Source organism: Streptomyces sp. HUAS MG56, assembly GCF_058673395.1.
The window spans coordinates 1250581-1275923 of record NZ_CM178722.1; the positions used below are offsets into that span (position 1 = coordinate 1250581).

The 25343-nt window shown below is 70.4% G+C and carries 22 protein-coding genes and 4 pseudogenes; 17 read left to right on the forward strand and 9 right to left on the reverse strand.

Annotation, left to right across the window (positions count from 1 at the left end):
* Nucleotides 1–97: 97 nt before the first annotated feature.
* Complete coding sequence (locus tag AC4OXY_RS06390; protein WP_491993386.1) at nt 98–2449, forward strand: SpoIIE family protein phosphatase; 2352 nt, start codon at nt 98–100, stop codon at nt 2447–2449.
* Between the two features lie 42 nt (nt 2450–2491).
* On the opposite strand, the gene AC4OXY_RS06395 is transcribed toward AC4OXY_RS06390, so the two are convergent.
* On the reverse strand, nt 2492–3064 hold the full coding sequence (locus AC4OXY_RS06395; RefSeq protein WP_362817037.1) for a TetR family transcriptional regulator C-terminal domain-containing protein: 573 nt from the start codon (nt 3062–3064) through the stop codon (nt 2492–2494).
* A gap of 234 nt (nt 3065–3298) precedes the next feature.
* Between AC4OXY_RS06395 and AC4OXY_RS06400 the strand changes: the two genes are divergently transcribed.
* The 3 genes from AC4OXY_RS06400 (at nt 3299) to AC4OXY_RS06410 (ending at nt 6279) form a co-directional block, all read left to right on the forward strand.
* Nucleotides 3299–4315 carry an alcohol dehydrogenase catalytic domain-containing protein gene (locus AC4OXY_RS06400; protein ID WP_491993387.1) on the forward strand — a complete coding sequence of 339 codons (1017 nt, stop codon included), beginning with the start codon at nt 3299–3301 and terminating at the stop codon, nt 4313–4315.
* A 73-nt stretch (nt 4316–4388) separates the two neighbouring features.
* On the forward strand, nt 4389–5432 hold the full coding sequence (locus tag AC4OXY_RS06405; protein WP_491993388.1) for an SLAC1 family transporter: 1044 nt from the start codon (nt 4389–4391) through the stop codon (nt 5430–5432).
* Nucleotides 5433–5607: 175 nt separating this feature from the next.
* Entirely contained in the window at nt 5608–6279 is a 672-nt protein-coding gene (locus AC4OXY_RS06410; protein ID WP_491993389.1) for an enoyl-CoA hydratase-related protein, read from the forward strand.
* 149 nt (nt 6280–6428) lie between these two features.
* Here the strand turns inward: AC4OXY_RS06410 and AC4OXY_RS06415 are convergent, their stop codons facing one another.
* Nucleotides 6429–7700: an IS256 family transposase gene (locus AC4OXY_RS06415; RefSeq protein ID WP_491991204.1), complete on the reverse strand. Its 1272-nt coding sequence runs from the start codon at nt 7698–7700 to the stop codon at nt 6429–6431.
* A 444-nt stretch (nt 7701–8144) separates the two neighbouring features.
* Between AC4OXY_RS06415 and AC4OXY_RS06420 the strand changes: the two are divergent.
* Nucleotides 8145–8432 (forward strand): annotated as a pseudogene (locus tag AC4OXY_RS06420) (IS982 family transposase); the annotation flags it as partial.
* A gap of 235 nt (nt 8433–8667) precedes the next feature.
* On the opposite strand, the gene AC4OXY_RS06425 reads toward AC4OXY_RS06420, so the two are convergent.
* The gene (locus AC4OXY_RS06425) at nt 8668–9684 is read right to left on the reverse strand and encodes an aldo/keto reductase (protein ID WP_491993390.1); all 1017 of its coding nucleotides are present in this window, start codon (nt 9682–9684) and stop codon (nt 8668–8670) included.
* A 144-nt stretch (nt 9685–9828) separates the two neighbouring features.
* Here AC4OXY_RS06425 and AC4OXY_RS06430 point away from each other — a divergent pair, with 144 nt between their 5' ends.
* The 5 genes and pseudogenes from AC4OXY_RS06430 (at nt 9829) to AC4OXY_RS06450 (ending at nt 14690) form a co-directional block, all read left to right on the forward strand.
* The gene (locus tag AC4OXY_RS06430) at nt 9829–10707 is read left to right on the forward strand and encodes a helix-turn-helix transcriptional regulator (protein ID WP_376295539.1); all 879 of its coding nucleotides are present in this window, start codon (nt 9829–9831) and stop codon (nt 10705–10707) included.
* A gap of 49 nt (nt 10708–10756) precedes the next feature.
* Nucleotides 10757–11541, forward strand: a pseudogene (locus tag AC4OXY_RS06435) (winged helix-turn-helix domain-containing protein); the annotation flags it as partial.
* A 275-nt stretch (nt 11542–11816) separates the two neighbouring features.
* Entirely contained in the window at nt 11817–13514 is a 1698-nt protein-coding gene (locus AC4OXY_RS06440) for an alpha-keto acid decarboxylase family protein (protein WP_491993391.1), read from the forward strand.
* A gap of 263 nt (nt 13515–13777) precedes the next feature.
* On the forward strand, nt 13778–14014 hold the full coding sequence (locus AC4OXY_RS06445; protein ID WP_491993392.1) for a hypothetical protein: 237 nt from the start codon (nt 13778–13780) through the stop codon (nt 14012–14014).
* Nucleotides 14015–14306: 292 nt separating this feature from the next.
* Nucleotides 14307–14690 carry a hypothetical protein gene (locus AC4OXY_RS06450; protein WP_491993393.1) on the forward strand — a complete coding sequence of 128 codons (384 nt, stop codon included), beginning with the start codon at nt 14307–14309 and terminating at the stop codon, nt 14688–14690.
* Here the strand turns inward: AC4OXY_RS06450 and AC4OXY_RS06455 are convergent.
* Entirely contained in the window at nt 14680–15327 is a 648-nt protein-coding gene (locus tag AC4OXY_RS06455; protein WP_491993394.1) for an NADPH-dependent F420 reductase, read from the reverse strand. The genes AC4OXY_RS06450 and AC4OXY_RS06455 overlap by 11 nt on opposite strands.
* Before the next feature lie 60 nt (nt 15328–15387).
* Nucleotides 15388–16200 (reverse strand): inositol monophosphatase family protein, encoded by an 813-nt coding sequence (locus tag AC4OXY_RS06460; RefSeq protein ID WP_491993395.1) that lies wholly within the window; start codon nt 16198–16200, stop codon nt 15388–15390.
* 117 nt (nt 16201–16317) lie between these two features.
* Between AC4OXY_RS06460 and AC4OXY_RS06465 the strand changes: the two genes are divergently transcribed.
* The gene (locus tag AC4OXY_RS06465; protein ID WP_491993396.1) at nt 16318–17268 is read left to right on the forward strand and encodes a LysR family transcriptional regulator; all 951 of its coding nucleotides are present in this window, start codon (nt 16318–16320) and stop codon (nt 17266–17268) included.
* 547 nt (nt 17269–17815) lie between these two features.
* On the opposite strand, the gene AC4OXY_RS06470 is transcribed toward AC4OXY_RS06465, so the two are convergent.
* The 3 genes and pseudogenes from AC4OXY_RS06470 to AC4OXY_RS06480 form a co-directional block, all read right to left on the reverse strand.
* Nucleotides 17816–18238 carry a hypothetical protein gene (locus tag AC4OXY_RS06470; protein WP_356040090.1) on the reverse strand — a complete coding sequence of 141 codons (423 nt, stop codon included), beginning with the start codon at nt 18236–18238 and terminating at the stop codon, nt 17816–17818.
* Nucleotides 18235–18916 (reverse strand): annotated as a pseudogene (locus AC4OXY_RS06475) (response regulator transcription factor). The gene AC4OXY_RS06470 and the pseudogene AC4OXY_RS06475 overlap by 4 nt, the downstream one beginning before the upstream one ends.
* Nucleotides 18913–20097, reverse strand: a complete 1185-nt coding sequence (locus tag AC4OXY_RS06480) for a sensor histidine kinase (RefSeq protein ID WP_402070269.1) — start codon at nt 20095–20097, stop codon at nt 18913–18915. The pseudogene AC4OXY_RS06475 and the gene AC4OXY_RS06480 overlap by 4 nt, the downstream one beginning before the upstream one ends.
* A gap of 702 nt (nt 20098–20799) precedes the next feature.
* Between AC4OXY_RS06480 and AC4OXY_RS06485 the strand changes: the two genes are divergently transcribed.
* The 5 genes and pseudogenes from AC4OXY_RS06485 (at nt 20800) to AC4OXY_RS06505 (ending at nt 23245) form a co-directional block, all read left to right on the forward strand.
* Nucleotides 20800–21345 (forward strand): hypothetical protein, encoded by a 546-nt coding sequence (locus tag AC4OXY_RS06485; protein WP_356040098.1) that lies wholly within the window; start codon nt 20800–20802, stop codon nt 21343–21345.
* Between the two features lie 228 nt (nt 21346–21573).
* The gene (locus AC4OXY_RS06490; protein ID WP_491993397.1) at nt 21574–21963 is read left to right on the forward strand and encodes an MmyB family transcriptional regulator; all 390 of its coding nucleotides are present in this window, start codon (nt 21574–21576) and stop codon (nt 21961–21963) included.
* A complete protein-coding gene (locus AC4OXY_RS06495; protein ID WP_491993398.1) occupies nt 21960–22253 on the forward strand; it encodes a hypothetical protein in 294 nt (97 codons plus the stop codon). The genes AC4OXY_RS06490 and AC4OXY_RS06495 overlap by 4 nt, the downstream gene beginning before the upstream one ends.
* Before the next feature lie 218 nt (nt 22254–22471).
* Nucleotides 22472–22582: pseudogene (locus AC4OXY_RS06500) on the forward strand (transposase); the annotation flags it as partial.
* A gap of 42 nt (nt 22583–22624) precedes the next feature.
* Entirely contained in the window at nt 22625–23245 is a 621-nt protein-coding gene (locus AC4OXY_RS06505; protein ID WP_362823925.1) for a DinB family protein, read from the forward strand.
* Nucleotides 23246–23364: 119 nt separating this feature from the next.
* Here the strand turns inward: AC4OXY_RS06505 and AC4OXY_RS06510 are convergent, their stop codons facing one another.
* On the reverse strand, nt 23365–24951 hold the full coding sequence (locus tag AC4OXY_RS06510) for a Na+/H+ antiporter (protein WP_402070262.1): 1587 nt from the start codon (nt 24949–24951) through the stop codon (nt 23365–23367).
* 75 nt (nt 24952–25026) lie between these two features.
* Here AC4OXY_RS06510 and AC4OXY_RS06515 point away from each other — a divergent pair, with 75 nt between their 5' ends.
* Nucleotides 25027–25338: a hypothetical protein gene (locus AC4OXY_RS06515; protein WP_491993399.1), complete on the forward strand. Its 312-nt coding sequence runs from the start codon at nt 25027–25029 to the stop codon at nt 25336–25338.
* Nucleotides 25339–25343: the final 5 nt, after the last annotated feature.

The following is a 25343-nucleotide window of genomic DNA, read 5'->3' on the forward strand; positions in this document are numbered from 1 at the left end:
TCTCGAAGCGCCCTTCGTGCAGAGCCGCAGCTGGGAGTCGATCTGCGGCGGCGCAGCCCTTGGCCACCGGGCAAGCTGGAAGACGGAGGTGGTTGCCGTGGCCGGTGAGACGCCGCTGATGATCGTGGACGGTAAAGGCGTGGTCGTGCAGTGGAGCCACCAGGCGGAGGAGTTGCTGGGGCACCCGGCGGGCGAGGTGATCGGGCGGCCGGTGACCGACCTGGTCAGCCCTGTCGCCGCACCGGGCGGTGATGCCGCGGAGCGCGGCGGGCACGACGCCCTGCGTGATGGCGCAGCGGGAGTCGCCGACGGTGGCCTGCGCGTGCAGCCGGTGCTGAGCGAGGACGGTTCGGTGACGTGGAGGATCTTCCTCCTACCTGCGGACGGGATGGCTCCCGGCATCGAGAGCGCGGTGCTCGATGCGGTGTCCACCCACATGGCAGGGGCTCTGTTCGTGGTGGACGAAGAGCTGCACGTCGTGTCGGCGAACGCTCCCGCGCAGGCCCTGTCCGGCGCGAGCGCACGGCAGATCCAAGGACGCCCCCTGCCCGATGTGTGGCCCCTTTCATCCCCCGGCGAACTGGCGCACATCCTGCGCCAGGCCATGACGGACGGTACGTCGATGACGGACCACGTGATGCGGGCTGAACCGAAGAGCGTGCCCCAGCACACGCACACCGTCTCGGTGCTGCCCCTGCACGATGCACCGGGGGCGGTGGTCGTGGCACACGACGTGACCGGTCAGGAGAAGGCACACCGCGGAGTCCAGGCCCTGTATGCCGTCCGGGAGCGGGTGGGACAGACCCTGGATGTGGTGGCCACCTGCCAGGGGCTGGTCGACGCTCTGGTTCCTGGGTTCGCCGATGTCGCCGTGGTGGAAGTGGTGGAGCCTGTGGTGCGGGGAGAGGAGCCACCGCTGAGTCCTCTGGGACGGGATGTGCCGCTACGCCGGGCCGCCTTCGGGAACAGCGGCGGTGACCGGCAGGCCAGGGCGCATCCGGTGGGAGACGTCCGCGCGCTGCCGTTTCCGACCCCGTACGCGCAGGCCCTGGCCGACCTCAGGCCCCGCACGATTGCCCTGGGCCCCGACACGCCCTGGCTGGCGGCCGATCCGGCGCGGGCCGAGGCAATTCGCGCATCCGGCGCGCACGCCCTGCTCGTCGCACCACTGACACTGCGTGGAAAGGTGCTCGGGCTGCTGAGCCTCTATCGCACCAAGCGATCCGACGGTTTCGACGAGAAAGAACTCGCCCTCACACTGGAACTGGCCACACACACCGCCCTGGGTATCGACAACGCCCGCCGCTACACCCGCGAGCACACCATCGCGGCGGCACTGGAGCGCCATCTGCTGCCTCCCGCACCTCCGTCGCAGACCGCGATCGAGACCGCCAACCTGCATGTGACCGACGAACGGGGTGCGGGCGGCTGGTCGAACGCCTGCGCCCTGCCCGGCGCCCGAACGCTCCTGGTGGTCGGGGAGGTCGCAGGGCACGGCATCCACACCGCCGTCACGATGGGGCAACTGCGGACCGCCATGGCCTCGCTCGCCGCACTGGACCTCGAACCCGACGAGCTCCTCGCCCGGCTCGACGACGCCACGGCGCGTCTCGTGCGCGAGCGCAGGGCGCTGCCACGGGGCGATCCCCTGCGCACGCAGCCCCTCAGCGCGACCTGCCTGTGCGTGCTCTACGATCCGTTCACTCACACGTGCGCCATAGCCTCCGCCGGACACCCGCCGCCCGTCATCGTCGGCCCCGGTCCCAGCACCCAAGTGGTCGAGCCGGCCAACGGTGGTGCCCTCGGCGTCGGAGAAGGGCCCCCGTACGCCACCACCACCGTCGCCCTGGCCGACGGAGACGTGCTCGCCCTCTACACGGCCTCGCTCCTGTCCGCCGTACGGGGCGAGGACGGCACAAGCGAACCGCAGTCGCTCCGGCGCATGCTCGCCGACACCGATCGGCCCCTCCAGGACCTGTGCGACGACGTCCTGTACCGGCTGCGCGCCGACACCCTGCCCGGCGACGCCGTCCTCCTCCTCGCCCGCACCCGCCCCTTCCCCGCCGACCGCGTAGCCACCTGGGCGCTGGACGCGGAGCCCACCGCCCCTGCCCTCGCACGGCGGCACGCCCGGCACCAACTCGCGGCCTGGGGCCTGGACGAGGACACCGCCTACGACACACAGGAAATCGTCAGCGAGCTGGTCACCAATGCCCTTCGGTACGGCGACCCACCCGTACTGCTGCGCCTCATCCACGACCGCGCCCTCACCTGTGAGGTCCAGGACCGCGGCACCTCCGCCCCGCGGCTGCGCCACGCACGGTCGGTCGACGAGGGCGGCCGCGGCCTGTTCATCTGCGCCCAGCTCGCACACAACTGGGGCATCCGCTACACCAACGACGCGAAGACGGTCTGGACCGAGCAATGCCTCCCGCAACAGCGCCCATAGGCCGCTGTGGCGACGAGTCGTGTACGGAGCGGCCGGTCGTGATCACCGCAGGAGGACGCCGAAGACCATGTGGAAGAAGGCGTCGAAGGGAGCGGAGGACTTGTCGGCCCGCGCCGCGATCAGCGTGCCCTCCCAGGCGCTGAGGATGAACAGCGCGGCCTCCTCGACGTCGAGAGCGGCGTCCAGCTCACCTGCCTCGTGGGCTTCGGTGAGCACCCGCCGGATGTGCGCGGCCCACCGCTGGAAGCCGCCCTGGACGGCGGAGCGGATCTCCGCGGAGTGGTCCGCCACCTCGGCGCCGAGGTTGCCCACCAGGCATCCGCGGGCGAAGCCGCTGGCGACCGTGTCCGCGCCCAGGAACTCGAAGTGCGCCCGCAGCCGCTCCAGCGCGGGGCGTCCGGGCGTGTCGAGCAGGTCGAACCGCAACTCGGCGGCGTAGCGGCTCAGTGCTTCGAGAGCACTCTCCTCCTTGCTGGCGAAGTGGTTGTAGAACGAGCCCTTGGGAGCCCCGGCAGCCGACGTGATGTCGCTGATGCCGGTGGCATTGAAGCCCCGTGTGCGGAACTGCTCCAGGGCTGCCTGCGCGATCTCCTCGCGCTTGGACGCGCGTGCCATCCTCACCACCACCTCGGGTTCAATATGTCCGGTCGCCTTACCGCAGGTCAAACCCAGGCCGCGGGGAGTGACTCCCGCCCACGACGGCATCGTGGCCCGGCTCTGTCCTCGGACCTGCTTGACTAATTTTAAAGCGACCGGTCATATTGAAGCGACCGGTCATATTGGATGCCGGTTCCCGCCCCCAGCCCCGCCCTCCCTGTGTCGGCAGAGGCAGCACCGAGGAGAAACGTCATGTCCGCCTACCGAGCATTCGAGGCGACCGGTGTCCACCAGCTCCGGCTCGTCGAGCGCGAGTTGGTCGAACCGGAGCCCGGACACGTCCGCCTCAGGGTGGAGGCATGCGGTGTCTGCCACTCCGACGTACTGGCCGTGGAAGGACTGCGCCCCGACCCCTCACGCCCCGTCGTCCCCGGCCACGAGATCGTCGGCGTGATCGATGCCGTGGGCGCGGGCGTCACGGCCTGGCGGCCAGGCGACCGCGTCGGCGTGGGCTTCCTGAACGGGAACTGCTGGGAGTGCGAACCGTGCCGCCGCGGCGACTTCGTCAACTGCCGCAACCAGGAACAGACCGGCACGACCGTCGACGGCGGATACGCGGAGGTGACGTACGCCCGCGCGAGCGGACTGGTCCGCGTCCCCGACGGCATGCCGGCCATCGAGGCGGCCCCGCTGCTGTGCGCCGGACTGACCACCCTCACCGCGCTCCAGCAGGCCCCCACCCCCGCGGGCGCCCTGGTCGCCGTGCAGGGGATCGGCGGACTGGGTCACCTGGCCCTGCAGTACGCCCGCAGCCTCGGACACCGTGTGGCCGCCGTCGCCCGCGGTCAGGAGAAGGAAAAGCTCGCCAGGGAACTGGGCGCCCACGAGTACATCGACAGCACCGGCACCGACCCCGGCACGGCACTGGCCGACCTGGGCGGCGCCTCGGTCATCGTCGCCACGGCATCCAGCGGTACGTCCATGAACCCCCTGGTCCGCGGGCTGGCCCCGGGCGGCACGCTGGTGGTCGTCGGCGCCGCCCCCGACCCGCTGACGGTCGCCACAGCCGACCTGATCTTCGGCACCCGCCGCATCGTCGGCAGCCTGACCGGATCGTCGATCCAGAACGAGGACAACCTCGCCTTCAGCCTCGCCCACGGCATCCGCCCCGCCACCGAGACCATGCCCTTCACCCGGGCCTTGGACGCCTACGAACGGATGCTCTCGGGCAAGGCACGCTTCCGCGTCGTCCTGAACATGGACGCCTGACCACGCCACGACCTGCGCCGCCGGGCCGGCGAGTCCGGGCCCGCGCCCCTGGCAATCCCCCTGAGGTTCCCCCATGACCGACATGGTCGACACGACAGAGCACACCAGCACGGCCCCGCGCGGCAGCGGGCCCGCGCGTCCAGCCGCCGACATCGTCTCCGACGCCTACGGTTCCCAAGCGACCCGCGCCGCACGGATCAGGCTGCTGTCCGTCTCCCTCGGCGCCGCCGGCCTCGGCGGGGCCTGGCAGGCAGCGGTAACCACTTTTCCGTCCGCTCTACAGGTCAGCGACGCGCTGTTCACCGTCAGCGGCCTCGTCTGGTTGGTGCTGCTGGCCCAGTACCTGCGCCATGGCGGGACCCGGTGGCGCAACCTGCGCCACGACATGCGTCATCCCGGCGACGGCTTCGCCCTCGCATACGTCCCCCTCATCGGCATGCTGATCGCGGGCCACTTCTCCCGTTTCGGGCTCACGGGGGCACGCTGGGTCTACGCGATATTCCTCACCGTGGCCGCCCTGCTCGCCGCACGCCTTCTGGCCCACTGGCTCACAGGTGCCCTGAGCACCACCGCCCTGCACCCGGGCTATCTGCTGCCCCTCTCCTCCGCACCCTTCGTGGCGAGTGCCGTCGCCTCCACGCTCAGGCTGCCCGGCGTCGCCGACGCCGCCTTCGCGGTGGGGCTGCTGTACTGGCTCGCCTTCGGCACCGTCATCCTCGGCAGCCTCGTCACCGGTGGCCCCCTGCCCGGGCCCGCCCGCCCGGCCCTCACCGTCCTGACCATCCCACCGGCGACCGGCGGAATCGCCTGGACCGCCGCTCACAAGGGCGTCTTCGACACCGTCGGCTACGGCTTCGCCGGAACCCTGCTCTTCACCGTCCTCCTCGTCGTCTTCCTCCTGCCCGAGCTGCGCCAGCCCGCGTTCCATCCGGGCCTGTGGATCTTCAGCTTCCCGGTGGCGGCATCCACCAACTTCACCATCCGCTGGATCCACGCGTCCGAGCTCCCCGGAGTGCCGGCCTTCACCGCCATCCTCCTCACCGGTGCGACCTCGGCGCTGGTCCTGCTGGCCGCAGCCACCCTGCGTCACCGGGCCCGGCGAACGCTTCTCAGCTGACCTCCGCTCCGGCGGCGGAGAGACGCATGCCGGAGGCATCGCCTCGTTCCTCCAGCGCCCACCGGCCCGGTCCACCGGCAGGTGCCAGCCTGCGGCACCGGCGTGCGGCCCAGCAGAACCCAACTCCACCCGACCCATGTGCCCTGCCCCACCGAAACGTCCCCAAGGAGCCCTCATGCCAACCCTCGACCGCCACGACGCCGTCTTCGTTCTCGACCTCGGTGACGGGGAGAACCGCTTCCACCCCGACTGGATCGCCTCGGTCGACGCAGCTCTCGACGAGGTGGAGAAGTCGGAAGGTCCCCGCGCCCTGGTGACCGCTGCGACAGGGAAGTTCTACTCCAACGGTCTGGATCTCGAGTGGCTCGCCGCACACAGCGACGAGCGCGTGGACTACGTCAATTCGGTCCACGGTCTGTTCGCGAGGTTCCTGTCCCTCCCGCTGATCAGCGTTGCCGCACTGCAGGGACACACGTTCGCCGCCGGAGCGATGCTCTCCCTGGCCCACGACTTCCGTCTCATGCGCGCCGACCGGGGCTTCTGGTGCCTGCCCGAGGCAGAGATCAACATCCCCTTCACTCCGGGCATGTCCGCCCTCATCCAGTCCCGGCTGACCCCGCAGACGGCCCAGCACGCCATGGTCTCCGCCCGTCGTTTCGGCGCCCAGGAAGCAGCCGCCGCCGGAATCGTCGATCAGGCCGTGGACGAGGACGCCCTGCGCACCGCCGCCCTCGAACTCGCCGAGGCTCACGCGAGCAAGGCCGGCGACAGCCTCGGAACCATCAAGACGCGCATGTACGCCCCCGTCCTCACCATGCTCCGCGACACGACCGACCCGCTGGGCTGACGCCGTACCGGGGGAAGTCGCCGGACCGGGCGGGGCACGAAGACGGCCAAGCCACCTCCCGGCCGGTGATCGCCACCGCCGGTGAGGCCGACCGGCAGAACTGCTTCACAGTGGGGACGCGTACGGAACTTTGTGTAAGTCCTCGGATTTCACTTGGTGTTGAGCCGGTCCTCGAAGAAGAGTGAGAACTGGTTCAGTGCCTTCTTCCAGTGTGCCGCGACGTGGTTGACATCGCGTGCTCTGGGGGTGATCTGCTCGCGGACGGCGAGGTAGAGCACCTTCAGCGCGGCTTGTTCCGAGGGGAAGTGGCCGCGGTTGCGGGTGGCCTTCCGCAGCCGTGCGTTGATCGATTCGATCAGGTTCGTCGAGTAGACGACCTTCCTTATCTCCGGCGGGAAGGCGAGGTAGGGGGTGAATTCGCTCCACGCGGCCTGCCAGGTCCTCACGATCGCGGGATACCTCTGGCCCAGCTCGCCCGCGGCGAAGTCGGCGAGGGCCTGCTCGGCCGCCTGCTCGGTCGGGGCGGCATAGATGGCCTTCAGCTCCGAGACGAGCTTGGTGTGGTGCTGCTTGGAGGCGAACCTCAGCGAGGCACGGATCAAGTGGATCACACATGTCTGGACGGTGGCTTTGGGCCAGGTCGCGGTGACCGCGTCGGGCAGGCCCTTCAGCCCGTCGCAGGCCACGATGCACACGTCCTCGACGCCGCGGTTGCGGAGCTCGGACAACACGGTCATCCAGGTCGTGGCGCCTTCGCCCTCGTCGCCGGCCCACAGGCCGAGCACGTCCTTGCAGCCGTCCATGTCCACCCCGACGGCCAGGTAGACCGGCCGGGAGGCCACGGACCCGGAGCGGATCTTCACCCACAGCGCGTCGATGTAGATGATCGGCCAGACGGCGTCCAGCGGTCTGTTCTGCCATGCGTCGAGCTCGTCGGTGACGGCGTCGGTGACCTTGCTGACCAGGTCCGGTGAGACCTGGACGCCGTACAGGCCGGCCAGGTGCGAGCGGATGTCGCGCACCGACATGCCGCGGGCATACAGCGACAGGACCTGCTCGTTGAAGCCCGCAAGTCGCCTGGCGTGCTTGGGTACCAGCTGAGGCGCGAAGGACCCGTCACGATCCCTCGGAACGGCCAGCGTGACCGCGCCGGCATCGGTCAGCACCGTCTTCAGCGATGTGCCGTTGCGGCTGTTGCCCGAGCCGCGGCCCGCGGGATCGTGCTTCTCGTATCCGAGGTGATCGGTCATCTCCGCGTCCAGGGCCCGCTCCAGCACGGCCCGGGTCACCTCTGTCAGCAGCCCGCCGTCACCCAGCAGGGCTGCGCCCGAGGCGTCGGCGCGGTCCAGCAGCCGCTCGACGACCTCATCCACGAGCTTGTCCTCGGCCGGTTCGACGGCCGGGATCTCGTTGTCGTTCATGTCCGTCCGTCCCGGCTGGCCAAAGGCCCCAGGTCAGAGCCCTGACCAGCCTGTCACATCACGGACTTACACGATCTTTCAGACACGCCCCACAGTGGTCGGCTCTGGAAGTCCTTCGGGGGTTGATCACGCTGCCAGTGCGCCGGAGGATTCTTCGTGGTGACCGACGGTGTGGCGGTCGAGCCCGGTAGATCTCGATTTGGTTCAGCCAGGGCGTGCACGGGGGTGTGGTCCATGACCGTGTTCGGGAACGCTGCAGCCAGCCGGTCGGAGCCGTGTTACCTCAATGGGAGGAGCCGTTGTCGACGATCCAGAAGACGCGCTTGGCGCTGGCATCGGGTTCGGTGCTCATGACCTGGGTGACCAGGTTCATGAACGGGGTGATGCCAGTGCGTTCTTCGCAGCGGCCGAACATTTTCGCGGCGTTGGCATCGCAGGCGGCTCTTGACCGCGTTGGAGGTGGAATTCGACGACGAGATCGGAGGGACTCGGTGGACGGGACGGCCGCCGCTGCTGACCGACTCCGGGCTCGTCCGCCTTGCCGTGGCGCAAGCCCTGCTCGGCCACCGCTCCGAGGCGCGCTGGCTGTGCTTCGCCCGCAAGCACCTGACCGGCATGGTCCCCTACCTCCCTCAACAGTCGAGCTACAACAAGCGGCTGTGAGCGGCGCTGCCCCTGGTCAAGCGGATGATCCGGGAGCTGGCCATGGACAGCGACCTCTGGTTCGACAACCGGGAAGGGCAGTTGAAACGGTCAACCATTCCTGATCTGCGCGCTGACGTCCCGCAGCCGGTCAAGGCCCGGGCCAGGCTGCGCCATGCGGGCGCGCTGCATAGGCGGACTGCCCGGCACAGGACGTCATGGCGGGACCGATCAGGCGACTGGGCTCCTCTGGAAAGGGCGTGTCTGCTGGTCAGGGCCGGTGGTACAACGAGGTGCATGTCGTCAGCAGTCGCACTGCCCTGCGTCATCGGCGGCGCAGCCGCTTGTCGGTGATGGGCGGGGTGGGGTCGATGTAGAAGTCGTCCGGGTTCACGTCGACGCCGGGCGGAACGATGTCGTCGATCTGGTCGAGGATGTCGTCGCCGAGTTCCACGTCGGCGCCGGTGAGGAGATCGGCGAGTTGCTCGGGGCGGCGGGGGCCGATCAGTACGGAAGTGACCGCGGGGTGGGAGCGGACGAAGGCGACGGCGAGGTGGGCGAGCGGCAGTTCGGCTTCGGCGGCCAGTGCGGTGAGCTTCTGGACGGCGTCTGCCTTGGCCTGCACGCCGGGCTGGGAGAGGTCGAACATCTTCGCCCCGAGCCCTGCGTTGCGGTGCCCCGTGGTGGGGTCGGTGCGGCCGGAGAGCCAGCCGGAGTTGAGCGGGCCGAAGGTCAGCACACCCATGCCGTGCCGCTGGGCGGTGGGCAGCACGCGGCTCTCGATGCCGCGGGTGAGGATGGAGTACGGGGACTGCTCGGTGCGCAAGCGGTGGTGGCCGCGGCGCTGGGCCGTCCACTGGGCCTCCACGGTTTCCTCGGGCGCGAAGAAGGAGCCGCCGATGGCCCGGACCTTCCCCGCACGGACCAGGTCCGACAGGGTGGCGAGGGTTTCGTCGATGTCGGTGTCGGGGTCCGGGCGGTGCATCTGGTAGAGGTCGATGTGGTCGGTGTCCAGTCGGCGCAGGCTGTCCTCGACCGCGCGCCGGATCCAGCGGGCCGAGCCGCCGCGCCGGTTGGCGTCGTCTCCCATGGGCAGCCCGAACTTGGTGGCCAGCACGACCTCTTCGCGGCGGCCCTTGAGCGCCTTGCCCACGATCACCTCCGACTCCCCGCCGGAGTAGACATCCGCGGTGTCGATGAGGTTGATGCCGGCGTCGAGCGCGGTGTGGATCATGCCGATGCACATGTCGTGGTCGGTGTTGCCCATGGCGCCGAACATCATCGCGCCGAGTGCGTACTCACTCACCGACATGCCGGTGCCGCCGAGAATCCTGCGCTTCATCGCAGATCGCCTCCTGGATTTGTGGTGCTGTGCTGCCAGCCAAACACGGCCGTCGGCCGAGGTGAGAAGCCTGATCCGACCAGGGGTCCAGCAGGGCCCCCCTCGCGGCTCCGCGCCGGGGTCTGCCGGATCTACCGTGGTGCCATGGGTCAGGAGCTGAATGCGGAGCTACGGGAATTCCTTCGCTCACGCCGTGCGAAGATCACCCCCGAGGAGGCGGGCCTGCCGCCGCATCCCGGCACCCGGCGGGTGCCCGGACTGCGGCGCGAGGAGGTCGCCCAGCTCGCCGGCGTAAGCGTGGACTACTACATCCGCCTTGAGCGCGGGCGCCACGCCGGCGTCTCGGAGGCGGTCCTCGCCGCTATCGCGCGCGCCCTTCGACTGAACGATCTTGAGCGCGCGCACCTCTTCCGGATCGCGCGCCCGTCCCGTTCCCGTCCGCGCCCGCTGCCGCCGCAGCGTGTCCGTCCCGGCCTGCGGCTGCTGGTGGACACGCTCACGGACGTCCCGGTCCTGGTCCTGGGGCGGCGTCTGGACGTGCTGGCCAGCAACCACCTCGCCCGCGCCCTCTATACCGACTTCGAGACACTGCCCGCACGCGGACGCAACATGGCCCGGCTCATCTTCCTCGACGAGCAGGTGCGCACGCTCCACGCCGACTGGGAGGACGGCGCCCGCGGAGCGGTGGCGTCCCTGCGCCTGTACGCCGGACGCTACCCTCACGATCCCGCCCTGGCCGACCTCGTCGGTGAACTCTCCCTCCGCGACCCCGACTTCCGCCGCTGGTGGGCCGATCACGACGTCTTCCAGCGCACTCACGGCACCAAGCACTACCACCACGCCCTCGTCGGCGACCTCGTCCTGGGCTACGAGTCCTTCACCGCCACCGACGACCCCGACCAGACCCTCGGCATCTACACCGCCGAACCGGGCTCCCCCTCCGCAGACCGCCTGAGGCTCCTCGCCAGCTGGAGCGCTCCCGCGCACCAGTCTGGCCACTCCCAGGTTCCGCCGAATGGCTGAGCTCGGACACCTGGCGCCCGAGCATCGCATAGTCGTCACACTCAGTCCTCGTGCGTGCCGTCAGGGCAGCGCGGCCGGGGGCGCCGCGCAAGGCTACTCGGGTAGGCCGCGGCTGAGCGGGACGCAGATGGCCCGGTTCGAGCAGGAGTTGAAGCGCTGGCCGCTGGTACACGGGTGGGCGGATCAGTGGTGGACGCTCGCGCGGATCAAGACGGTGATCGGCCGGTCGTTGCACGTCTCTTACACGGTGGAGGGCACCCGGCGGCTGCTGCGGCAGCAGCGGTTGGTCGTGGCAGCAGCCGGCCCGGCGGGCGATCGAGCGCGACAAGGGAGGGGTGGAGGTGTGGGAGCAGGAGGTGTGGCCGCGGGTGAGATCATCGCGGCGGAGCGCGACGCCCGGGTGGTCTTCGAGGATCAGGCCGGGCAGTCGATGATCCCGCCGCGTGCGAGGAGCTGGGGTCGCGGAGGCTGTACGCCGGTGGTGCGGGGGCGCGGCCGGGGCCCAGGTCGGGTGTCCATGGCCGGACGACGTGCTCCAAAGCGAGGGAATGGTCCCGGTTGTTCTGTCCGGTCCGCGAGTACCGGGAGGCGTCAGAGCCGCCGAAAGGGATCGGCTGGCGGGACCCGCGCGATCTGCTGGTACGGGAGCACATCCAGCTGGGTGGCTCGATCGTGCTGGTCTGGGACAACCTGCGCCTGCACCCGGCTGATCCGCTGTGCACGTTCTTCGGCACGCACGTCGACTGGCTCACCGTCCTCCAACTCTCCAGCCACGCACCTGCCTTGAGTCCGCAGGACAGAGTGTGGTCGCTCGTGAAGCAGGATCCGGGTCACAGCGGCCGCACCTGATCGACGTTCGCCTCGCCGGCACCGGCCTCACCCTCGAAAGCTGACCAGATGGCCAGATGAGCCTGGACGGTGTTGTGCGACCGCACGAGCCGGTTCACTCGGCCGGATTGGTCCGCGCGCGTCGGTCCGGCACGGCGGGGAGTATGGGAAAGCCGTCGGCCGGCTGTCTGAAGGACATGTCACGGAGTAGTACCCGCTGATCCGAGCCAGGGGGGTGTGGCCAGCCCCATCATGACCTTTTCGATCAGGAGACCACTGCGATGCCTTCGTCCCAGACCAAACGGATGACGATCGGCGACTTCCTGCTCCGCCGCATGGCGGAGGCCGGGATCGGCCACGTGTTCGGCGTCCCGGGTGACTACAACCTCGAACTGCTCCAGCAGATGCACGATGGCGGCGCGATGGAGTGGGTCGGCAACTGCAACGAGCTCAACGCGTCCTACGCGGCTGACGGATACGCGCGGCTCAAGGGCATGGGCGCGTTCCTGGTCACCAACGCCGTGGGCGCGATGAGCGCGATCAACGGGGTCGCCGGATGCTACGCCGAGCACGTCCCGGTCGTCGCCGTCTGCGGATCGATCCCGCTCAGGTCGATCGAGCGGAATCTGGGCATGCACCACACGATGGCCGACGGCACCTGGGACCGTTTCCTCAGCGCCTTCTCGCAGGTTACGGCGGCCCAGGTCAGGCTGACGCCGCGCAATGCGGCGATGGAGATCGACCGGTTGATCTCGACCGCGTGGCGGGAGAAGCTCCCGGTCTACATGGAGGTGCCCTCCGACATCGCCTACCTGGAGATCGAGGTCCCGACCGAACCGCTGGTACTTGAGCAGCCGCCGAGCGATCCCGAGCGGCTGCGCTCCTGTGTCGCCGCGGTCGCGAGCTTCCTGTCCGGGGCGAAGTCGGCGGCGATGCTCGTGGACCTGGACGTCGACCGGTTCGGCGTCGCGGCGGAGGTGACGGAGCTGGCCGAGAAGCTGAGGCTGCCGATCGCGGCGTGCAGCACTGCCAAGGCGGTGATCAACGAGACCTTGCCCAACTACGTGGGCATTTACAACGGCAGGGCGAGCGCGCCGGAGACGATCGAGGCGGTCGAGGGCAGCGAGCGCCTGCTGACCATCGGCTATCGGCCGATCGAGGTGACCACCGGCGACTTCTCGGCCAAGCTGCCCGCCGAGTCCATCCACCTGCGCAGCCACTCGGCCGACGTCGGGGTCGCGAACTTCCAGGCGGTGAACCTCAAGGACGTTCTGCGCGGTGTCATCGACGCCGTCTCGCCGGTCGCCGAGCGCACCGTCCGCAAGCCCGCGGCGCCGAAGCCGCCTGCGGCAGACGGCTCCGCGAAGCTCACCCAGACGGCGTACTGGAAGGCGGTGCAGGAGTACGTCAAGCCCGGCGACGTACTCCTGGTCGACAACGGCACCTCGTACGCGCTGTTCGGCGTCGAACTGCCGGAGAGCTGCACGTTCGTCGGCTCGGTCAACTGGGGTTCCATCGGCTTCTCGGTCGGGGCGCTGCTCGGCACGCTGACCGCTGCGCCGCAGCGCCGCCACCTGCTGTTCGTGGGCGACGGCTCCTTCCAGGAGGCCGCGCAGGAGCTGTCGACCATCATGCGACACGACCACAAGCCCGTGGTTCTGCTGATCAACAACGGCGGATACACCATCGAGCGCGGCTACCTCGGTCGGGACGAGCGCTACAACGACATCGCCGCCTGGGCGTACGCGGAACTGCCCAAGGTGCTGTGCCCGGACACCACGGCGCGCTCCTTCGTCGTGAAGACCCCCGACGACCTGCGCAAAGCCATGAGCGCACCCAACGACAAGATGATCTTCATCGAGTCGGTCATGGACCCCCACGACATCCCCGCCCCGATCGCTGCCAGCAGCAACCACGGAGCCGACGTCGACTACGGGCCCCGCGGCCCGCACCACCGCGACGGCGCCCAGCTCCTGTAACCCGCAACCAGGCGCGGTCGCTCGTGAAACGGCATCTGGGAAACCTCACAGCGGCCGACCTCCGCCAGATCATCCGAGCCGTCAAACGCAAGCGCAGGTCGCCGGACGCGGTGGTGGCCGATCATGCGGGAACCGCTTCGCAGGGCACGCGCGTCTTGCCGGTGACGCGTTGAAGGCATAGCGGTGCCCGAGGTCGAGGTGTGCAGAATTTGATCTCCATCCGACCGGGAAGTGGCCCACTTCCGGCCCGGGCGCAGAACGGGGTGCCCGTTCCTCCGTCCCCCGGCCCCGGCGGCCCGGAACAGTTCCGGGACTGGCCCGCGCTGCTCGGGCTCCTCGGCCGTCTGCCCGGCGGCGTACTGCTTCTGCTGTCACCGGTTCTGCTGTTGCTGACTCCCGTGATGGGGCTGTACCGCCTCGCCCGCAGCGCCCGCCGCGCCGCCTGGCGCCTGTTCCTCCGTGGCGCTGGTTCCGACTCGGTGCGCGATCCGGACGTGTAGCGCGTCGAGAGGCTCCGAACCTACGCGGCGATCGCGGTGTCACTCGCGGATGTCGTGGCCCTCGGCTCGGCGCAGGACATACGCGACTCGATCACGGACCGCTGGGGCGCGCTCCTGTCCACACCGTGGCTGCTCATCGTCAGCGCGCCGGTCGTCTTCACGGTCTTCGTCTGGAGTGCGTCTCCCGGCCGCCACCCCACGATGTGGGCCGCCCTGCGTGCTCCATTGCGTCAACTCGGCTTGTTCGTCGGCACGTTGCTGCTCATCGTCGTACTGGCTCGATTGCTGGAGCGTGGCCGATCCCTCCCGGCCGGGCGGCTCTGCGGGTACCAGGCTGTCCCTCGCGTTCCTGGCGGAAGTCGTGTGGGCGGTGTTCCTGTTCCTGCTCGCCCCTGCCGCAGTCGCGCGAACCGGCTTCGGCGCGGCCGCGGTTCACCCCGCGGCCGCGCCTGTGCTCGCCACCTTCCTGGTCTGGACGTTCGCGGCCACAGCGAAACTGCCCAGCGGACCGATGGAGCGGCTGAAACCTCGCCCGCGCGGAACACCGCCGTTGTCGTACGACATGTGCGTGCAGGCGGCGGGGCCCAGGGCTGCGGCGCGGAAGGCGAGTTGGGTCTGCGGCGCGAACGACGTCGCGGACGGTTTCCCGCCTGGCCCCGGTGAGGTCAGCGGGTGAGGGAGACGGCGAAGGGCGCAAAGCCGTGCCGGCGCAGGACGTGGGGCACCACCAGGACCATGGCCTCGGTGGCGCGGGCCGTGGTGATGCCGCCGAGGTCCTCGATCCATGTGCTCTGCCAGCCGAGGTCGCCGAGCAGACCGGTGACGGTCTTCTTCGCGTCCTCGTCGTCGCCCGAGACGTAGACGGTCGGCGGGGTGGCCAGGGTTTCGGGGGCGGTCATGACCATGAACAGCATGGTGTTGAGGGTCTTGACCACGCGGGTGTCGGGCAGGGCGGCCTGGAGTTGCTCGGCGAGGCTGCTGCCGGGGTAGACGAGGTCGCCGGGCAGGCCGTCGTCGGCGTCGCGGGTGGCGTTGGAGACGTCGACGAGGATCTTTCCGGCGAGTTCGGCTCGCAGGTCGGTGAGACGGTCCAGGGTGCTGTCGCCGGGTGTCGCGTTGATGACGACGTCCGCGGTGCGGACGGCGGTGCGCTGGTCGGCGAAGGAGACGCGGGGGCCCGCGTCTTCGGCGGGCTGTGCGGTCTCCTCCTTCGGGCTCCGGCGGCCGAGCACGACGTGGTGTCCGGTCGCGGCGAGTTTGCCGGCGAGGTTGGCGCCGACGCGGCCGGCGCCCAGGATGCCGATGCTGGTCATGAGGCGATGCTCCTTGCGGTGTCGGGTGGCACGAACGGAGGGATACAGGCCGCTGCGCGGTCAGGCGATCGGCTTGAGAACCGTGAGGGCGGGGGTGTGGATGCCGGGGGCGGCGGCCAGGAAGTCGCGGCTGCCGGTGCTCCAGGGTTCGCCCGCCAGGTCGGTGACGGTGCCTCCGGCCTCCAGGACCAGCAGGGCGCCGGCGACCAGGCCGGAGCGGACGTCGGAGAACTGCCAGAAGGCGTCCATGCGTCCGGCGGCGACGTGGATGAGCTGCATCGTGGCGGGCACGGACACCCGTACGACAAGGCCGTTGACGAGCATGGCGGTGACCGACTCGCCGATGCGGCGGAAGGTGTCCATGTCCTCGCCGGGCTTGGCCTGGCCGGTGCCCACGAGTGCGGCGGCCAACTCGGTCTTGGCGAACACCTTGAGGGGCCGGTCGTTGAGCTGGGCGCCGTGGCCCGCGACGGCGGTGTAGGTGTCGCCGGTCAGCGGCAGGTGGACGACGGTGAGGACCGGCTGATTGTCGCGGACCAGAGTGGCCGTGACGGCCCAGTCCGGCATGCCGTGGACGTGGTTGACGTTGCCCTCGGCCGGGTCGACGACCCACCATTCCCCGGGCGGGAGCGCGCCTCCGGCCAGTTCGTCGTCGGCCCAGTGCGATCCTCGCCGGGCCCGCAGGAGCGGTTCGCGCAGCACGTCGAGCACTGCGTCGTCGTTGGCGTGGATCTCGTCGACGACCTCGTTCAGACTCACGCCTCGGGCGTGCGTGGTGTAGCGGTCGCGCAGCGTGCGGCCGGCGGTCTTCACCGCGGCGGTCACGTCGGACATGAGCGGCGCGTCGGCGTCGAACGGCACGGCTGTGCTCATGACGGGCTCCCTGGGGTTCGGTCGATGCGGGGCGGCTTGGCCCGCGACCGCACTTCGAAGGTAGGCGGCCCGATGATTAACAACAAGTGCATGCTTTTCACTCGTAGAGTTACTCTCATGCAACTGGATCTGAACCTGCTCACGGCCCTGGACGCGCTGCTGGAGGAGGGCAGTGTCGCCGGGGCAGCGGCCCGCCTCCATGTCACCGCACCGGCGATGAGCCGCTCCCTGGGCCGCATCCGCAAGGCCACCGGTGACCAGATCCTGGTCCGCACCGGCCGCAGCATGGTCCCCACCACCCGCGCACTGGCCATGCGAGCCCAAGTCCACGCCCTCGTCCAGCAAGCCCACCACCTTCTGGCCGAGCAAGCGGAACTCGATCTGTCGGCTCTGGAGCGGGTGTTCACGGTGCGCTGGCACGACGCCCTCACCGCCGCCTGCGCAAGCGCCCTGATCACCGCCGTCCACCACCAGGCCCCCGGCGTCCAGCTGCGCCTGCCCGCCGAGCCCGGCACAGACACCCCCGAGCTGCGCCGGGGCGAGGTCGACCTCGAATCGAGCTCCAGCCGGCCGACGCTCCCCGACATCCGCCACCGCCTCGTCGGCCGGGACCACCTGGTCGTCGCCGTCCGTCCCGGACATCCGCTCACCGAAGGCCCGCTGAGCGTCGAGCGCTACGCGGCCGCCGAACACCTCACCGTCTCGCGCCGCGGACGCCTGCGCGACCCGATCGACGACGCCCTGACCACGCTCGGCCACGAACGCCACGTCGTCGCCGCCGGGCCCACCGCCGCCCTCGCACTGCAACTCGCTCTCGACACAGACCTGATGGTCACCCTTCCCGAGGCGGTCACCCGCACGGCACGGGAGCAGCTCGGCCTGATCACCCTGCCGCTGCCGCTCCAACTGCCCGACGTCCCGCTGTACCTGCTGTGGCACCAGCGCTACGACGACGACCGCGCCCACACCTGGCTGCGCGAACTGGCCGCCGAAACCGTCCGGGCACTCTTCACGCCACCGCCGCCCGCCTCCCGGCCGGCGGGAGCCCACGGCAAGCCGGGCCGATGAACTCCCGATCGGTCAACCGCGGATCGTTCCGTTCACTCGACTGGGCGCCTTCACGAGGTCGAGCAGCAACAGCGTGTGCGCATCCGGCGGGCTCTCGCCGTGGCAGACGGCCCGCAGGTGGCCCATCAGAGCAGCGCCGACGCGTGAGTTCGGGTGGTGGCTCGGCCTCCTGAGAATCGTGTCGTGTCCGGGGCTCGGCAGACCATGCTCGACAAGAGCGTCACGGTGCAGTGGGGGGCCGTGTGGGAGCCGAGTTCACCGAGCTCGGCCACCGCACAGCCCGTCTCCGTCCGCCGGACCTCGTGCACCGTGCCGGAACTCCGGTACGAGAGCACGACGAACTCCTCGGGCAGCGACAGGTACTGTCCTCGCCCGCGACCGCGATTCCGCCCGAGCGCCGCGGCCTCGCGCCGTCGGCCGCCTCACGCTCGCCGCTCGCGGCCACCTGACGGGCAGTCACTTGGCCGCGAATATCCCAGTGCGTGATCGGCGGCTGTGCCTGCACTGTGCGGCGATGCGCGTAGAGGCAGGACGCTGGACTGGGTGCTCAGGTGCGGGGGCGGCTGGCGAGCCACCAGCACAGGCCGGCGAGGGGGAGTTCGACGGCCGCGGCGAGGAGGAGGGAGAGCGGCAGGTCGTGCGAGGTGCTGGTGGTGACGTCGAACCATGCGTCGACGCAGAGCATGGCGGCGCTGGCAGCGGCGTGCGGAGGGACGCGGTCGCGCCGGCGGGGACGCAGGGCGTAGGCACCGGTACGGGCGAGCTGGCCGAGGAGGAAGACGTCGAAGCCGACCCAGGCCATGCGGTAGTGCTCGGAGAGCTGGCGTCCCGGCAGGGAGAGGGAGAGGTAGACGATCCAGGGCAGAAGGATCGCGCTCAGGGCCAGATAGAGCGGTCCGACCCAGCGTGGGAGCCCGGAGCGGGTCGGCGTCGGGGGTGTCGTCGGTGGTGTCGTCGGGTGGGTGGTCACGTGCTCGTTCCGGGCTCGGCGTAGCCGTGGGTGTAGGCGTAGCGGATGGCCTGGGCGCGGTCGCGGCTTCCGGTCTTGGTGAAGATGCGGTTGATGTGGGTCTTGACGGTGGCTTCGCTGACGACGAGTTGGCGGGCGATCTCCCGGTTGGAGCGGCCTTCGGCGATCAGGCGCAGTACGTCCGCCTCGCGGGCGGTGAGATCGTCCGGGGCGGAGTCGGCGGGTGTGGCCGGGGCGGGTGTGCCGGTGGCGGCGGCGAGCAGGGTGCGCTGTACAGCGGGGTCGAGGACGGCCTGACCCGCTGCGGCGGCCTTGACGGCACGTTCCGATGTCGGCGCGGGTGGCGGCCTTGGTCAGGTAGCCGAGGGCGCCGGCCTGGAGGGCGCCGAGGATGGAGGTGTCGTCCTCGTAGGTGGTCAGCACCACGACGCGGATGTCCGGACGGTCGGCGAGGATGCGGGTGGTGGCTTCGATGCCGTCGCAGTGCGGCATGTTGAGGTCCATGAGCACCACGTCCGGCTGGAGGTCGCGGGCGAGCGCGGCGGCGGCGTTGCCGTCCTCGGCCTGGCCGACGACCTCGACACCCGGGAGGGTGTCCAGCAGCAGCGCCAGTCCTTCCCGGACGGCGGCCTGGTCGTCGACGACGAGGACTCGAATGGGCGAGGTGGTACCGGTCACCTGGGAATTGTGACGCACACCCGCCAGGTGTTGTCCATGACTTCGGTGTGAAGGGTGCCGCCTGCCAGCAGGGCGCGCTCGCGCAGCCCGGTCAGTCCGTAGCCGGCTCCGCTGGCGCCGAGGGGCCGGGGAGCGGCGGCGTCGGGCAGTGGGTTGGCGGCGGTGAGCGTGGTGTGGTCCTCGGCATAGACGAGGGTGAGCGTGACGGGCTGGCCGGGGGCGTGTTTGGCCGCGTTGGTGACCGCCTCCTGTGCGGTGCGCAGCACTGCGAGGGTGGCGTCCGGCTCCAGTCGGCGGACAGTGCCCTGGACCTGGAGGCGGACGGCCGGGGCGGTGCCGTCCTGCTCGGGCCCGGTGGTCAGGCGGGCCAGTAGCTCAGGCAGGAGTGCGCTGTCCTCGCGCAGGGCATGGACGGCGCGGCGGGTCTCGGTCAGCCCCGCGCGGGCGAGGTCGCCGGCCCGGCCGACACATCCGAGGGCCTTGCCCAGGGCGGGGTCCTCGCTGGTTGCCGGGCTTTTCTGCAGCAGTGCCTGCGCGGCTTCGAGTTGCATGGACAGGGCGCCGAGGGAGTGGGCGAGGATGTCGTGGATCTCGCGGGCGATCCGGGTGCGCTCGTGCAGGACGGCGGCCTGGGCCTCGGCCTGTTGGGCGCGGCGGGTCTGTTCCAGCAGGGCTTCGGCCTGGTCGGCGCGCTCGACGTAGCCGAGACGGATGAAGCCCGTCCCCAGACCGGCACCGATGAGCACCAGGTAGCCGAGCATCACCGCCGTACCCCCGCCGACCACGATGGTGGTCACGGCGAGGGCGAGTGACGCGGCCACGGCGATCGCGATGGATGTCTCGGGGGCCAGGGCCGCCGCCGCGACCATCGCCCCCACGGGCGCCGCGGCGATGCCGGGCGAGTGCGGGGACAGTCCGCCCAGGGCACCCCCGCCCAGCGCCGTCGCGGCGAGCGCCGTGGTCAGCAGTCGCTGCCGGTGCTCCGCGGCGATCCACAGCAGCCACCCGCCCGCCGTCACTCCCAGCGCGCAGGAGATCGCCAGTCCCCGGCCGTGCCAGCCGGCGGGTGGATGAGCGTGCGCGGTGGCGGCGAGCAGGGCCGCCAGACCGGCGAGCCGCATGACGCGGATGCCCCACAGATAGGCAGGCCGGTCGCGAAGCGCGGGGACGGCGGCGGGCATGCGGACTCCCGGAACAAGCAGGCGAGCGCCGGCCGGGCCGGACAGCTCGGGTTGGGCCTGACGCGATAAACGGACCCTACCGCGCCCCGCATCAATGCCATCAGTGCTGGTGCCGGGCCGCAGGGGCACCACCCGGCACGGGGAAAAGACGGTGGCGCCTGCCGTCCACGCACCCGGCGACCACCGGCGGCGTCAACCCGGTCTCCACCCGCGCTCCACCATCACGCTGACGCGACCGCCCCGGCCGCGTACCTAGCGTGGAAACCAGTCAGGCACCCCAAACAACGCCCACCGAAAGCGAGTTCAGCAATGCTGATCGGTCTCCTCGTCCGTCTCGTCAAGGCACTCAAGCGCCGCGGCTGATCCCCGCTCCGCTCCGCCCGTACCCGTCCCGGACTTTCCATGCTGTGAAGGGAGAAACGCCATGCTGATCGGCCTCGTCGTCCGTCTCGTCAAGCGCCTCACCTCCCGTGGTTGAGCGACCGCCCTCGGACCACCACACCCAGCGCCCCCGGGATCCGCTCCCAGGGGCGCTCGCGTATGCGCCACCACCCAACCGAGAGGGCATTCACGCAGCTCAGCGGCATCAACCCGGACTCCACCCGGCACCCACCCACAGACCGACGAACCGACCCCGCCCCCGCTCGTAGCTTCGAGGACGTCAGCCCGTCCCCGGCACCACCACACCGCGAAGGACCCGCCATGAACGCCAGCGTCTGGATCGTCAACCTCGCCGTCCTGACCACCGTGCTCCACGCCGACCTCGGCTACAAGAAGATCGCCTGGCTCCGCCTCGCCCGCCCGATCCTGCTCGCCGCGGCGGTCGTGCCGATCTTCGCCAAGAACATCGCCACCCACGGCAACGGCCTCACCCTGGAGATCATCGGCCTGGCCGCCGGCCTGCTGCTCGGTCTGCTCGCCGCCGCGCTGCTCAAGGTCCGCTACGACGAAGACCACAAGGCCCCCTTCTCCACCGGCCGCGCCCCCTACGCCGCGCTGTGGACCGTCGTCATCGGCGCCCGGCTGCTGTTCGCGTACGCCTCCGTGCACATCTTCCCCGCCCAGCTCGGCCGCTGGATGCTCACGCACCGCATCACCGGCGACGCCCTCACCGACGCGCTGATCTTCCTGGCCATCGGCATGCTGGTCGCCCGCACCACCGCCCTCCTCGCCAAGGGCACCCGCGCCACCCGCGCCCACCTCACCGACACCACCAGCGCGCCCACCCAGCAGTACGACGCGGCCTGACGCCGCACGGCACACACGTCGGTCCCCGGCGGGGCACCGTCCCCGCCCTCCGCGCGACCGACAAGGCGCGAGCGAGAGCCAAGGCAAGGAGCCCCAGTGACTGCGCCTGCGTGACATCGCCTATGCGAGAGACCCGGCCAGGGGCAAGGCATTGCGAGACAGGGCCGGCGCTGATGTGTGAGGGGATCATCCACACGGTGCGGAAACACCGCGTCACCCATCTCCTGGGTGACTTCTTCGTCGACGACCGCGGAGCTGCCCGCCTCCGGTCGGCGCCGGGACGACCCGGCTGGCACAGGGCGTCGACCGGCATCCCTCACCGCAGGTACCGGGGACGCGCTCGGGCAATCGCTGGAGCTGGACGCCGACGCCTCGGCATGCATGAGCGCGCTCGCCGCCCTGGATCCCGTACGGCGTTCGGAGACCGAGGTCGCCCCGGACGTGCACCAACTGCTCGACACGTGGGTGGACGGCTCGGCGTACGTGCGCAACCGGCGGTTCGACGTGCTGGCCGCGAACAAGCGGGCCCGCGCACTTGCCCCGATGTATGAACCCGGGCACGACCTGGCCCGGGACATGTTCCTTTCCTCTGAGGTCCGTCAACTGCTCCCGGAATGACCGGAGATCGCCGCGCAGACCGCGACGCGGCCCTGCACGAGGATGCCGACCCGCGTGAGACCGGGACCGCGCGGTTCGTCGCCGAGCTGAAGGCGGACGAGGACTTCCGCCGTCTGCGGGCGCGGCACGACGCGCGGCCCTCCCGCGACGCCTCTCGCCCGACTTGCCCGAGGCCACGGGCCGACGGAAGTATCCCCTCCAGCACGGCCGTGCAGGCCTCCTCCGGTCTCCCCCGACAGCAGCTCGGAACCGGCGGCCGGCGCGTCATCGCGACCGGCACCTGGTCATGACGGTGCCGGACAACAAGGCGTCGCGCGTGTCGTCGGAGGCATGGCTGCTCACACCGAGGTCGGCGTGGCTTCGCACGCAGTGCCTCCCCGTCCGGTCGCGCGAACAACTCCTGCGGCGGGTGGCGTTCTTGAGGACGATGACCTGCCAGCCGGCCGCGGCGAACGTGCATCGCAGCTTGTCCGCGGCGATGCCGGGGTGGCCCCCAGTACTGCGGGGCTGCGCGGCTGTGGGGAAGCGGGCGAACTGCCAGGTCGCGGACAGTGTCCATGCCGCCACCGACACGGCATCGTGTCCGCCGGACCGGCAGTTGCATCTGCCCCGGGAGTGGACGCCTTGAGCCCGTCGGGGCCGCATGGCAGGCTCGTGCTCCGTGATCGATGCATTGATGAAGGACTACCTCCACGGCGAACTCCGAGTGTTGCGCGAAGCGATGCTCTGGAAGCTCGACGGGCTCGGCGAGTACGACGTCCGCCGCCCCTTGACCTCCACGGGTACCAACCTTCTCGGCCTGGTCAAGCACCTGTCGGTCTGGGAGTCCAGGTACTTCGGCGAAGTCTTCGACCGGCCGTTCGCCGAACCGCTGCCCCGGTGGGACGACGCCGGGGAACGCGGCGCCGACATGTGGGCGACCGAGCACGAGACGCGTGAGGAGATCATCGATCGCTACCGTCGTGTATGGGAGCACGCGGACGCGACGATCACGGCCCTCGCCATCGACTCCCCCGGCCACGTGCCCTGGTGGCCACGCCCCGACGTGAAGCTGTTCAACGTCCTGGTCCACATGCTCACCGAGACCAGCCGGCACGCCGGACACGCCGACATCCTGCGCGAGCAGCTCGACAACTCGACAGGGACGACAGCTGAATACGCGCTCCCGCAGGACGATCCGGCCTTCTGGGAAGCCCACTGCGCGAAGATCGAGCGAGCCGCCGCAGCAGCCGTCGCCAGGGCCGACCGCGTCGGTTCCGCCAACACGTCGGCGGATCTTTAGCGCGTGACGCGCAGGGGCCGTGATCAGATCCTGTTCCGCGCCCTGTACGACGCCGTGGCCGCTGCCGAGGTCTTGTCCGGTTCCGCACCAACGTATGAGGGGGCTGCTGAAGCCGGCAGTCAGTCGCGGGGGCGGAGGCTGGCTTCTTCGAGGTCGAGTTCGTACTGGATCCGGCGCCGGGTGTCGTGGCTGATCTTGTTCGCTTGGTAGAGGCGCTGGAGTTCGGCCGCCTCGATGGCGATGAGTGTGCGGCGTATCTCGCGGTAGGCGTCGGCGGGGCGGGCGTCCGGGTCGCTGTAGTGGGCGTCTTCGACCTGGTGGATGCGGGCTTCCAGATGACGACGGGCCTGTTTGAGCGCGCCCTGTGCGGCGGTGCCCAGATCGGCGAGGTGTTCCGGATCGCCGAGCAGTTTGAGCTCGTCGAGAGCGGCGCGGGCGATGTGCCGGCGGGTCCGGGCCTCCTCGCGGGCGGTGTGCTCGGGTTCCAGCGCGATGCCGGAGCGGCGGACGACGGGGGCCAGGGTGAAGCCCTGGAAGACGAGAGTGACCGCGACGGTCCCCGTGGTGAGCGTGAGGATGAGCGCCCGGTGCGGCAGCGGCGCCCCCGTGTGCGTGGCCAGCGGGATGGACAGCGCGGCTGCCAGCGGCATGACGCCTCGGGTGCCCGCCCAGGACAGGACGGCCGGGACCCGCCACGACAGGCGGTTGTCGCCCTGCCCGTGCCGGTGGTGGATCAGGGCGGACAGCGGGAAGATCCACAGCAGGCGGATCGCCAGCAGGGTGAAGGCGATCACCGGCACCCACAGCGGCCAGCCGTGCTCGTCGCGCGCGAGATGACGGACGGCCGAGGGGAGCTCAAGGCCGATCAGAGCGAAGACGACGCTCTCCAGCAGGAAGGTCACGGTGTCGTAGACGGCGCGGACCTGGAGGCGGACGGAGGCGTCGCCGAGCTTGTGGCGCGTGCTGCCGAGGACGACCCCCGACACGATGACGGCGGTCACGCCGGACGTGTGCGACTGCTCCGCGATGACGTAGGAGGCGTAAGGGCTGACCAATGCGATGACGGTCTCCAGCATGGGGTCGTCGGTCCGTCTGCGGATCAGGGCCACCACTGCGGCGAGCGCCGCCCCGATGAGGGCTCCTCCGCCTGCCAGGATCAGGAACTGCAGGGCGGTCCCGGGCACGCTGATGGCGCTGCCGGACACCGCGGTGGCCACGGCGACCTTGTACAGGACCAGGGAGGTGGCGTCGTTGAACAGGCTTTCCGCCTGCACCATGGCCTGCACACGCGGTGGGAGAGACAGGCGCCGGCCGAGCGCGGTCACGGCCACGGGGTCGGTGCTGGCCAGGACGGAGCCGAGGATGAACGCGGTCGCGGCGGTGAGCGGGGTGATCGCATGAGCCACGTACCCGACGGCGACGGCCGAGACGAGGACCAGGCCGAAGACCAGGCCGGTCACGGGCCGCCACACGGTACGCAGGTCGCGGACGGAGATCTCCCCGGCCGAGGCGTAGAGCAGCGGTGGCAGCACCAGCACGTTGATCACGTGAGGCGGCAGGCGGACCTCGGGAACCCAGGGCATCAGTCCCACGACCAGGCCCGCGACCACGAGGAGCGAGGGGGCGGGCAGGCTCCAGCGCCGGGCACCTGTCGCCACGGCGGTGGCCAGGACCACCAGCAGCAGGACGACGATCAGGCCGGTCATGGAGCGTCCCCGGTGAGTTACATCTTGTGGTCCCCCTGTGACCAGGTGCTTTATCAACGTAACCGACATACCGCGGTGACGCAGCCGATGGTCGCGCCGCTCAGGCAGTTCGCTCTCGCCCACTCGAACCATCCGCATCGCGAAATCCACGGCATCTGGTTCGAGGCACCGCCTCTCCCGGTGGCCGGCGTCCCCGGGGACGCCGGTCCGTCCGCGCCGGACGACGTCATCCGTCCGCTGCCGGGGCGGGAACAGCCGCGCTTCAGCGGGAACGAGGCCGTGTCGGAGCCGGCGCATCGAGCACGACTGATCCATCTGATGCGGCTGTCCCTGGCCCCGCACCCGGACCGAAGGTCGTTCGGCCACCGCTCGCCGTGGCGTCCCTGAGCGAA

Bases quoted from the DNA above. Each gene is read 5' to 3' on its own strand.
- AC4OXY_RS06395 (WP_362817037.1), bottom strand. From the start codon at position 3,064: ATGGCACGCGCGTCCAAGCGCGAGGAGATCGCGCAGGCAGCCCTGGAG.
- AC4OXY_RS06400 (WP_491993387.1), top strand. From the start codon at position 3,299: ATGTCCGCCTACCGAGCATTCGAGGCGACCGGTGTCCACCAGCTCCGG.
- AC4OXY_RS06405 (WP_491993388.1), top strand. From the start codon at position 4,389: ATGACCGACATGGTCGACACGACAGAGCACACCAGCACGGCCCCGCGC.
- AC4OXY_RS06410 (WP_491993389.1), top strand. From the start codon at position 5,608: ATGCCAACCCTCGACCGCCACGACGCCGTCTTCGTTCTCGACCTCGGT.
- AC4OXY_RS06415 (WP_491991204.1), bottom strand. From the start codon at position 7,700: ATGAACGACAACGAGATCCCGGCCGTCGAACCGGCCGAGGACAAGCTC.
- AC4OXY_RS06425 (WP_491993390.1), bottom strand. From the start codon at position 9,684: ATGAAGCGCAGGATTCTCGGCGGCACCGGCATGTCGGTGAGTGAGTAC.
- AC4OXY_RS06430 (WP_376295539.1), top strand. From the start codon at position 9,829: ATGGGTCAGGAGCTGAATGCGGAGCTACGGGAATTCCTTCGCTCACGC.
- AC4OXY_RS06440 (WP_491993391.1), top strand. From the start codon at position 11,817: ATGCCTTCGTCCCAGACCAAACGGATGACGATCGGCGACTTCCTGCTC.
- AC4OXY_RS06455 (WP_491993394.1), bottom strand. From the start codon at position 15,327: ATGACCAGCATCGGCATCCTGGGCGCCGGCCGCGTCGGCGCCAACCTC.
- AC4OXY_RS06460 (WP_491993395.1), bottom strand. From the start codon at position 16,200: ATGAGCACAGCCGTGCCGTTCGACGCCGACGCGCCGCTCATGTCCGAC.
- AC4OXY_RS06465 (WP_491993396.1), top strand. From the start codon at position 16,318: ATGCAACTGGATCTGAACCTGCTCACGGCCCTGGACGCGCTGCTGGAG.
- AC4OXY_RS06480 (WP_402070269.1), bottom strand. From the start codon at position 20,097: ATGCCCGCCGCCGTCCCCGCGCTTCGCGACCGGCCTGCCTATCTGTGG.
- AC4OXY_RS06485 (WP_356040098.1), top strand. From the start codon at position 20,800: ATGAACGCCAGCGTCTGGATCGTCAACCTCGCCGTCCTGACCACCGTG.
- AC4OXY_RS06495 (WP_491993398.1), top strand. From the start codon at position 21,960: ATGACCGGAGATCGCCGCGCAGACCGCGACGCGGCCCTGCACGAGGAT.
- AC4OXY_RS06510 (WP_402070262.1), bottom strand. From the start codon at position 24,951: ATGACCGGCCTGATCGTCGTCCTGCTGCTGGTGGTCCTGGCCACCGCC.